General features: G+C 42.4%; 11 protein-coding genes. 4 read left to right on the top strand and 7 right to left on the bottom strand.

The genetic code is table 11. From position 1 onward, the window contains the following. The first annotated feature begins 101 nt into the window (after positions 1-101). From HWQ41_RS22300 to plsY, 4 genes are all read left to right on the top strand, one after another. A complete protein-coding gene (locus HWQ41_RS22300; protein ID WP_292767660.1) occupies positions 102-899 on the top strand; it encodes an MlaE family lipid ABC transporter permease subunit in 798 nt (265 codons plus the stop codon). A gap of 153 nt (positions 900-1,052) precedes the next feature. Continuing rightward, positions 1,053-1,439 (top strand): DUF3119 family protein, encoded by a 387-nt coding sequence (locus tag HWQ41_RS22295; RefSeq protein ID WP_292767658.1) that lies wholly within the window; start codon positions 1,053-1,055, stop codon positions 1,437-1,439. A 137-nt stretch (positions 1,440-1,576) separates the two neighbouring features. Beyond that, complete coding sequence (locus HWQ41_RS22290) at positions 1,577-2,851, top strand: DUF3086 domain-containing protein (protein WP_292767655.1); 1,275 nt, start codon at positions 1,577-1,579, stop codon at positions 2,849-2,851. Between the two features lie 98 nt (positions 2,852-2,949). Continuing rightward, on the top strand, positions 2,950-3,630 hold the full coding sequence (gene plsY, locus HWQ41_RS22285) for a glycerol-3-phosphate 1-O-acyltransferase PlsY (RefSeq protein WP_292767652.1): 681 nt from the start codon (positions 2,950-2,952) through the stop codon (positions 3,628-3,630). Between the two features lie 57 nt (positions 3,631-3,687). On the opposite strand, the gene HWQ41_RS22280 is transcribed toward plsY, so the two are convergent. The 7 genes from HWQ41_RS22280 to HWQ41_RS22250 all read right to left on the bottom strand — a co-directional run bounded on the left by HWQ41_RS22280 (position 3,688) and on the right by HWQ41_RS22250 (position 9,603). Further along, entirely contained in the window at positions 3,688-3,927 is a 240-nt protein-coding gene (locus tag HWQ41_RS22280; protein ID WP_292767663.1) for a hypothetical protein, read from the bottom strand. A gap of 90 nt (positions 3,928-4,017) precedes the next feature. Beyond that, positions 4,018-4,245 (bottom strand): hypothetical protein, encoded by a 228-nt coding sequence (locus HWQ41_RS22275; RefSeq protein WP_292767649.1) that lies wholly within the window; start codon positions 4,243-4,245, stop codon positions 4,018-4,020. A 318-nt stretch (positions 4,246-4,563) separates the two neighbouring features. Further along, positions 4,564-5,133, bottom strand: a complete 570-nt coding sequence (locus tag HWQ41_RS22270) for a hypothetical protein (RefSeq protein ID WP_292767647.1) — start codon at positions 5,131-5,133, stop codon at positions 4,564-4,566. Between the two features lie 118 nt (positions 5,134-5,251). Next, positions 5,252-6,868, bottom strand: coding sequence for a hypothetical protein (locus tag HWQ41_RS22265; RefSeq protein WP_292767644.1), 1,617 nt, complete (start codon positions 6,866-6,868; stop codon positions 5,252-5,254). Continuing rightward, complete coding sequence (locus HWQ41_RS22260; RefSeq protein WP_292767640.1) at positions 6,865-7,569, bottom strand: hypothetical protein; 705 nt, start codon at positions 7,567-7,569, stop codon at positions 6,865-6,867. Before HWQ41_RS22260 ends, HWQ41_RS22265 begins: the two co-directional genes overlap by 4 nt. 46 nt (positions 7,570-7,615) lie before the next feature. Then, entirely contained in the window at positions 7,616-8,440 is an 825-nt protein-coding gene (locus tag HWQ41_RS22255) for a hypothetical protein (RefSeq protein ID WP_292767637.1), read from the bottom strand. A 113-nt stretch (positions 8,441-8,553) separates the two neighbouring features. After that, positions 8,554-9,603, bottom strand: a complete 1,050-nt coding sequence (locus HWQ41_RS22250; protein WP_292767634.1) for a hypothetical protein — start codon at positions 9,601-9,603, stop codon at positions 8,554-8,556. Positions 9,604-9,933: the final 330 nt, after the last annotated feature.

The raw sequence follows: 9,933 nt of genomic DNA, 5'->3' as shown, positions 1-9,933 counted from the left end.
GCCCAATGCCCAATGCCCAATGCCCCATTCCCCATTGCCCATTCCCCATTCCCCATGACTTCCGCTATTCTTAAGGCAGTTACCGAGTTAGCTACAGAACATTGAACCAGACTACATCCAAATCCAGTTTAGGAGAATGGAGTCAGCGGTTGCTGGCGGCGATTTTTCTGGGTGGGCAAGTACTAGTTCACCTATTGAGGGGCAAAATCCATCGGCGCAACACCTTAGAACAAATGGCAGCAGTTGGGCCAGATTCCTTATTTATTGCCCTATTGACGGCTATTTTTGTTGGCGCGGTGTTTACCATTCAGGTGGCGCGGGAATTTATCAACTTTGGCGCAGGAAACATTATCGGCGGAGTGCTTTCTGTAGCGTTGACACGAGAACTCTCTCCCGTGTTGACAGCAGTGGTTTTGGCCGGGCGAGTCGGTTCTGCTTTTGCAGCCGAAATCGGTACCATGCGGGTCTCAGAACAAATCGATGCCATGTTGATGTTAAGAACAGATCCAATCGATTACTTAGTTATCCCCCGCGTCCTTGCTTGCTGTTTAATGCTACCAATTTTAACCCTCCTGTCTTTGCTAACAGGGATGTTCGGAGGATTCATAATTGCGACAAATATCTACAACCTGTCTGATACGGTATTTCTAGACTCAGCCCGTAACTTTCTTGGGATCTGGGATATTTTGAGCGCCATGATTAAGGCGTGTTGCTTTGGTATTTTAATCGCTGTAATTGGTTGCAGTTGGGGGTTAACGACAACAGGAGGAGCCAAAGGTGTAGGACAGTCAACCACAACTGCGGTTGTGACTGCCTTGCTGATTATATTTGTTAGCAATTTCTTTCTTTCTTGGTTAATGTTTCAGGGGACTGGCAGTGCATTCCTGCAAGGTCTATAAAACTGATGAGTTAGGAGCGGAGCCGGAGACGCTCCGCCTCCGGTTAAGAGTGAGGAGTGAGGAGTTTTAACTCATAACTCCTAACTCCTGACTCCTAACTCATAACTCCTAAAATAGGAGAGATGCCTACTAAATAAAGCAGGATTGAAGATTGTGACGAGTTCATTTGCTTCTAACTCCACATCAACTGTGGAACTCAAGCCTAGTTACAATATACCTATAGTGTTGGTGATTGCCGCTATTCCACTACTGTTGGTACAACCGTGGGTAGGCTTGATTTTCACACTGTTTGGTTTGTTTCTTATGTTTCAGGCGTTAACGCTGCGTTTGCAATTTACCGCCACCGACTTAGATATTTACAGAGGCGAAAAATTGATTCGGCGCTTTCCCTACCAGGAATGGCAAAACTGGCGGATATTTTGGAATGTAGTCCCCATCCTGTTTTACTTTAAAGAAATTAAAAGTATTCACTTTTTGCCGATTTTATTTGACCCCAACACCTTGAAAACTTGCTTAGAACAACGTTGTCCGCGTATTTAGTGCTGAGTGCCATCTGTGCTGAGTCGTTTTGCTTTAGACTCATAACTCAGCACTCATGACTCAGGACTTTTATGGCAGGTCAATTGTAATATTTCTGAAAGCTATTTATTCGCGTCATCGGAATTACACTATTGTTTATGAACCCAGAGGCATCTCAAACCCCAGAACCAATTGATGAGCGGTTGGCAGAAAAACAAGAACAGAACAATGCAGTTGAACATCCAGTAAATCCATCTGTTGAGTTGGTGGTAGAAGCAGGAGCCATTAGCTCCTCAGAAGACTACACAACTTTTGAGCCACTCATTTCCAATGCAGAAGTGGTAGATTCGACAGTAGAGTTAACAGAAAATTCAAATGGCGAGTTTGTCGCGCAGTTAGAAGCGGAAAATGTCGCACTGGGGTCAGAAATAGGATCAGGAAATAATTCATTATATGCAGAAGCAGAGCAGCGATTGGCAAAGTTGCAGAGCGCTGAAGCAGCCCTAAAGGAAGAAATAGCCAATCTGCAAGCTTCTTACAAAAACCTTCAGGCACAAGTGAGTGAAACTCAAACTTCACTGGGGCGAATCGTGCAAGAGTCGCTGGTGCAGTTAGAACAACGCAAACAAACCCTGCAAATTTCTGTAGAACAACTAGAACGCCGTCAAGAACGTATTCGCAACGAGATGCGAACCACTTTTGCTGGTGCATCCCAAGACTTGGCAATTCGGGTGCAGGGTTTTAAAGACTATCTCACGGGTAGCTTACAAGATTTGGCCTCTGCTGCTGAACAGTTACAACTGGCGCCAAATGTGGTGGAACGAGAAAAACCATCTGTAAAAGAGGCTAAACCAGTTGAACCCCAACCTGGAATACCGCAATTTGCCCAACAGCAGTTTCAAGATACTACAAAGCAAATTCGCCGCCTAATTGACCAATACCGCAATAAACCAGATTACTACGGCCCGGCGTGGCAACTGCGTCGCACTTTTGAACCAGTCCACGCTGAACGAGTCTCCAACTGGTTTTTTACCCAAGGGGGACGGGGTGGTTTGCGGACAATGGGTAGCCGCTTACAGAATATTTTGATTGCCTCAGCCGCAATTTCGATATTACACAAGCTGTATGGCGATCGCGTCCGTACTTTAGTCTTAGCTAATACACCGGAGCGATTAGGTGAATGGCGGCGCGGCTTGCAAGACTGTCTGGGAATCGGTCGCCCAGATTTCGGGCCAGACCGAGGTGTGGTATTATTTGAGGCATCTGATGCTGTCGCTCAGAAAGCAGACCGATTGACGAAAGCCAATCAACTGCCCTTAATTATCATTGATGATTCAGAAGAGCAAATCAGTTTGTCACTGCTGCAATTTCCCCTGTGGTTAGCCTTTGCTCCTGACCCCAAAATAGTGAGAAACTATGATGATGACTTTTAAATGAGTCATTGGTCATTAGTCATTGGTCATTGGTCAAGAGGTATTACTCTTGACTTTTTTAAATTTTGAATTTTGAATTTTGAATTTTGAATTGTATTATGGCTATTTGGTTAACTCTGTGCGGGGCAATTGTTATCACAGCTTACCTATTGGGTTCTTTTCCCACTGGCTACATTGCTGTGAAGCAGTTAAAGGGTATTGATATTCGGGAAATTGGTTCAGGTTCCACTGGCGCAACTAATGTACTAAGAACCTTGGGGAAAGGGCCAGGAGCATTGGTTTTAGTACTTGATTCTTTAAAGGGAGTATTAGCGATCGCTCTAGTTTATTGGTTGTTCAATTTTGCCCAGATTCAAAATTATATCCCTCCAACGGTAGATGCACAACTGTGGCAACCGTGGGTAGTAACTTTAGCTGGGTTAGCTGCCATCTTGGGACATAGTAAATCAATTTTTTTGGGCTTTACCGGTGGTAAATCTGTTGCTATCAGCTTGGGGATTTTGTTGGCAATGAGTTGGCAGCTAGGTTTAGCAACAGCAGGTGTGTTTGCCGCCGTTGTGGCGATATCGCGGATTGTCTCTTTGAGTTCAATTGCAGGTGCGATCGCAGTTGCCATTTTCATGGTACTTTTGCATCAACCCTTACCCTATATTCTGTTTGGGATTGCCGGTGGCTTATATGTGATTTTGCGCCATCGCACTAATATTGAACGACTGCTTGCGGGAACGGAACCAAAAATTGGGCAAAATGTAGCGACAGAACCAAAACAAACTGCATAATTGATCAACCCGCAAATAGATATATTTTTTGCTCCCGTGCTTCAGTCGGGGCTAGGCTTAGGAACGAACGTTGCCTTTAATTAAACGGTGGAAAAGGCGGCAAGGCCACAAAAAAGCTCCACAGATACTTACTGAGGCGATCGCGGCCACAACACGACAACTTGAACTAGGCCCAGTGGTAGACTCTGAAGGATTAGCTTGTGTACTTTTAGCTAGTTCTGGCATTGAATGAGATAGGTGACTGGCTGTACTCACCCCTTCAATCGCTGCTCCAATTAGATAAGCTACCAGGGCAATTACTAGTCAGTGATTCATAATATTCCACTGTTTGAACTCTGAGCGTATTTGGCAGTGAGCAATCATTTGATTTCTCGTGCTAATGATTGCTCATTGCCCGAAGGATAATCGACCTTCAGCTGTATCGCGAATGAGGGGCAGTTTAGATTTTATATAACTATTCAGGGTGTTATCTGACTGGGCATCAATCCCCTGCTTAACTTTTAACTGTTGAAGGAGCAATTGTACTAAAGCAGCATCGTCAAACTGGAGCAGGGTGCTGACCTGGGTAGACTCGATTACAGCCCAGAGCTGTTGCATCATTTTGGCACTGACCATGAGTCTGTAACCTCTTAAGCTTTTCTTTATATTTGCACGAATTTAAAATTTGTGGTTAGTTCTTGTCTGAAGATTTATAAAGATGTCGGTTGAAAATGCCTGAGTAAGCCAATACGGTTATGTCTAAAGATTTATAAAGATGTCGGTTGATAAATGCCTGAATAAGCCAATACGGTTAAGTTATGGCGTTTTTCAATTGATTTAAATACAACATTCCCCATTTCCTGCCCTAACCGTGGTTTATAGCGGGGTTCTCAATTGTATGGAATACAGACCATTCGTAAGTCGTTTTGGCTGTCGAGTACTTTTGCTAGAAGTTTATTGTGAAACTCTTACACAAGATCCTTCCTGACCAGAATCGGGAAAAATTGCTAAAGTGTGATATTCAGGGTTATCTGTTCCATATAGCACTCGAAAAGTATACAACTTGTTTCTACCTTGCCCTTCGGTAACAACTGTTAAAAGTGTATTGCTAGTGGGAGGAAGTCCCGGAATGTCCAGTTTTTTAATTCGCCTGAGTTGAATTACATTCGCTGCGGAGTTTTTACAATCTCCTGAACTAGTATTAGCTTGTTGACCAAACTGCATACATACCGGCCCATCAAAATCTATAGTTACCTGTGATGGATCGTTTAACCAAACTTTTTTAATTACTTCTCCAGCCGGAATAAAGCTTAAGTTTGTTCCTTCTTGATACCAAATCTTGATCGTAGGTATTGCTCCCCCTAAACCCTGTGCTTGGCAGGAAAATATGGAACGCAGAACGGCGTTATTAGCTACAGCACGACCTACTAACAAGAACATAGCAACCGATAAAGTTAAGGAAGCTATAGGTAGGAAATAAAAATTATGTGGGGTATTTCCTGACAAGTTAGTATTATTTTTCATGGTTGCAAATGGGGAGATTGGTATAGAGTACAAGGGGAGATGGGAAAGATGGAAAGAAAACTAATTACCAATTACCATTACCCAATCCCAAATCTAAAATTGGTATAAATCCTACCTCCTAAAACTGGGTTACTTGATTAACGTACATTTCAATATTTGTGCCTGCTGGCAAAAACCAAACACCAGTTTGTTGTGACATTTGGGCGATCGCCTGTTGATTACGTTGGGCAATTTGGGGTACTACAGAGTTCAAACCACCTTCCACAAGCCCAGCTGCAAGGTTGCGTCTAGGCTCAGTGACAGTAGTAATAGTTGTGCTGCTAGTGGTTGTGCTGCCAGTGGGGGTGCTGCCAGTGGTGGTGCTGTTGGGGGTACTACTGCTAGTAGTAAGTGGTACCAATTGAGTATCAGGGAGATTTACTAACTCTGCGGCTTTACCAATACCTCCCAAAATGAATAGTCCTGCATCCATTGATGCTATGGATGAACTTTGACTGGGAAATTTATTTGCAATTAAAGGTTTACCTTGGGTAGCGCGAATAATAATTGCATTGTTGGGTAAGCTTTGTTCTGTAGGGTTGCCATTATTTTGCGAGATAACTTTAACTACGTTCATCTGCAAAAGACCTTGTTCGGAAAGGGAACGAATTTCAGCTAGAAATTCGGTGTTTGCAGGTACAGCGATCGCACCATCCGTAGATTTTAACGGTTCTTGCAATCGGATCACAAATACGTTTTTATCTTCGCCTCCTTCATTACCATTACCACCGTTTGACTTAGTAGTTTCCCCAAATATCGCTGTCGCCAACACACCTTTAGCAGTACTCCCGACTGCTACGGTTTTCTGTCCCTGCGGTTGCGCTTGGCTCACCGCAGGAGCAGCAGTGGTTTGGTTAGGATTGGGGTTTGTCTGTTGCTGCGTATTGTTTACAGGTTCAGGAGCCGCTGCGATCGGTTGATTGGTAACATTTACTTGACCATAGCTACCTAACTTTGCTAACCTTGTCCACTCTTCAAACGGGCTTGGTGGAGATGGTGGAGTTATATTGACTACCGGTTGAGTGTTTGGATTGACAACTGGTAGCTGGGGTGATGGCAAAGGTTGAGAAGTAGGTACGGGAGCAATGCGCTCAACTGTCACTGTCCGAGGTACGTAAACTGTTGGTGCGGGTGTTGGTATCACTTGCTGTTTACCTCTGGAAGAAACTGACGGTTGTTGTAAGGCTACTGTCGGCGTTGATTTGGCAATTCTGAGCTGTTGTTGGGCGGCTTTTACCAACTGTGCTTGTTCAGTCAGGGCTAATTTCGTTTTCAGAGTATCTACTTCAGCTCCTAGCTGTTGAGAGCTAGATTCATTAGTGGGCTGCGATCGCGCTTCTGGAGAAACAATATTTTTTGGTTTTTGACTGCTGGTAGTCATCAACTTGGACAAAAACACACCACCGACCAAAACTATCACTAAGGTTGCGGCCCCTACCAAGGCTAACTTTGCAAAGGGATTAGATGAGAAGGGTTGCTTAGTCTGAACTTCTTGTGGTTGAGAAAGAAACTCTTGCGCCGTTGCAGAGTTTTCTGATCCTTGGATATCGGGAGAAGAAGATTTTTCTTCAAAGCCGACCAACCTTGACATCTGTGATTCCCAATCTAAAGATTCTACTTCTGGTTGGCGATCGTCGGTGGTTAGAGTAAATCCATTTTGGGGAGGCGTTTCCGCAGGAATTGAGTATCTAGTCATGGTAGAGCTTGGTTTGGATTTACAGAACAATTTTTATCTTCGATTTCACATATATTATAAATTTCTAGTCTAGCTTCACCAAGGCGGTAAGCTGCGAAGTGCAATGGTAGTGCTGCATTTGGTAATGAAGTTGCTGGTTGATCTATTGCTCTAACTAAAATTTGTTTATTAAAGGAAACTGATTTTCCCAATTTATCATAGCTGCTAAAAACTAATTGATTGGCAAACATCTCCACTTTCCACTTTCCATTGTCTATTTCTGTAGGTTGAGAAATTTTTTGGATTACTAAGACATTCTCCGCTCCTCTGTTAACATTTTCAAATTGGCTATCTGGATTTAAATTAGTAAGTTCTGACTTAAGTTTTTGTTTAAAATCATCAGCTACCAGTTGGGAGGTAATTTCCCAGACTTGTGTTGGCGGCTGTTGTTGTGACCAGGTAAGCATTAAGCTCATAGTTTCACCCACAAAGCGCCGAATAGCCTCTGGCTGTCGCCCTAAATTTGGTTGGGGGTCTACGGTTATAGTGCGACCATCAACAAGTTGCACTAAACTTTGAGGTGTGAGTTGCCTACTTAACTGTTGTAACATAGACCCGTTAAATATTAGTAAAAGCAAGGTAAATAGATGTAAACCAAATGTTCCTACTACCAATAGTGGCAATGGGCTATTTTTCGTATTTTCCGGTTTGAGTAACTGCATCAATAATTAAACAAATTGAGCTATCAGCCAGTGAATTAGAAATCGACTATCTTATAAAGCTATCAGATGTTTGTCCAGATCCGCATTGCTTGAATTTATCTTCGTTCAGGTTGTTGTAGCCATCTAGCAAACATAAGTTCCGAATTTCATAAATTTCTAATCTATCAGCGCGGACACTATAAATTGCTTTTTGCAGGTTGGTGCCATTGTCGGCTTGTGGATTACCGAAATAATCTGCTGCACGTACAAGGAAATCTTTGTTAAAAGGAGTTATGAGTTTTGCACCACCAACTCGGTTTTTTTGAATTAAGTCGGCTACCATACCGACTCGCCACTTACCTGGTGCAATTTGTTTTGGCGGATAAACCCGTTTAATAACTAATTGTGATGTCATCATTTGGTTGGGATTTTCAGAGAAAACTTCTGGCGGTGTCATCTCTGCAACTGTGCTTAAAAAACCTTTGCGAAAGTCTTCTGATAAGGCAAAACTAGCTATCCAACTGGTGGTACTAATTTTTTGGCTACTCCCTTGAGGTGTTTGAATCAGAATTCCTAAATCTGATTTGGGATTTGCAACTTCTTCGATAGTTTGTGGTGGTAAGGTTCCAGACCAGCTAAACATTGATATCATCGTTTTGCTGATGAATTGGCGAATTGCTTCTGGTTGTCTTGCTAAATCATCAATATTACCTACTGGTTTACCGTCGATTAATTGCACAAAGTTGGGAGGTTTTCTCAGACTGAGTTGGCGAATATTTATCCCTTGGAATAAGAATAAAAGTAAAACTAATATATGTAAACTGAAGCTAGCGATCGCAAAAACTGTCAAAACACTTGCCGTTCTTTGTCTTTTTTCCAGTAAACGCACCATTTACTCACCTCCTTCTGCAAAAAACTTCAGTTATTATATATGATGATTTGCATCTAGTCAGCAGTCACGGCACTTGCCTAAATTGAGCTTATTCATTTTGAATTTTGAATTTCTTATATCCTCTCCTTTACTAAAGAAGCCGTATTGCTGATAGCACTGAAGACTGCAAAACCGCCAGCAGCAGCCACAAGTAGCGATAAAATTGGTGCTAAAATTCCCAGAAAAATTATGAACCACATTAAGTCTGGATCAACATTAACATCTTGACCTGGCCCATTCACAATAACTGAGGCAGTCAGCACAGCAATAATATTAAATGAAATCTTGGCGATTCCAATAGATAAAAATCCGGTCAACCATGCAAAAATTGGTTTACCAGCTACAGGCAGTAAAGATCCACCCACAGCCAGTGGCCCTAAAGCTGCTATCAGCAACATAGTAGCTTCTATCAAATTCTGGAAGGCATATTGTAAGGAAACTAAAAAGTTTTTGATGTTCGTTTGGACTGTAGAACCTAACAAAGAATTAAATGAGGTTTCTGATACAATGCCAGTGCCATATCTGATATTATCTACCTTAGTTTGTAGTCTATTTATCCAGCTTTTATTTCCGTATGTATTTCTATATTTCTGCCAGAGAATGTTAACTTTTTCGGCAGCTTTGATAAAGCATTGACTTTGTTGTTCGCCAGTAAGCGACTGACAAGGACGCAGGAAAGAACCAGCGACTTCTTCGGCAACACTCATATTCAGTGCTTGCTGGTATATTTTATTCGCATCTGATGTTACCAATACTTGCTGATTCACAGTGTTTAGAAAATTCCGCACTCCTAGTGTCAGATTAGAAAGGATACTTCCATTGCCTGAATTATTTAAGAGGATCACCACAATAAAAGGCCAAATTAAAGCTGATATGGGACGGGTATATTCGTAGGATATTAAGTCTTTGAGGAATTGTATCATAAAAAATAACAGGGTTCCTACTGCAAAAAAAATACCCAGATTTGTCAGCGCTCCATACAAATTATTACTGGTATTATTTTGTAATAAATCCAGCCATTGTTTGTCCCAACCTGCGGCAATACTTTGGGAAGTTGCGGCACCGTTATCGAGAATCTGATCAATGCCTACTTGGGCTAAAATTAGTTGAATAGCAAGTTGCATTTTGAGTTGATGGGCTGTTTTTTTAGATTTCGTAGGGTGCGTTACGTTCCTAACGCACCATCCCGGATGCTTTCGGTGCGTTACGCTGTCGCTAACGCACCCTACAAAACTGGTTTTTAGATTTGCTCTTGGTTTGTCAAAAGTTTAGAGGATGTTTTAAAAGTCCTCTTGTCGGTAGCAAAACATTCTAGATCCCCCTAAATACCCCGATAAATTGGGGGACTTTGATTCCGGTTCCCCCCTTTTTAAGGCTACGGTGTACACACAAGTCTGAAATAGCTGATTAACCAAGGTTTTACCCCACCCTAACCCTCCCCTTATAAAGGGGAG

The organism is Nostoc sp. NOS(2021) (assembly GCF_017115025.1).
In the GTDB taxonomy this organism is placed as follows: Bacteria; Cyanobacteriota; Cyanobacteriia; order Cyanobacteriales; family Nostocaceae; genus Nostoc.
Note: the sequence above shows the minus strand (reverse complement) of the source record. Positions and strands in the feature narration are given on the sequence as shown.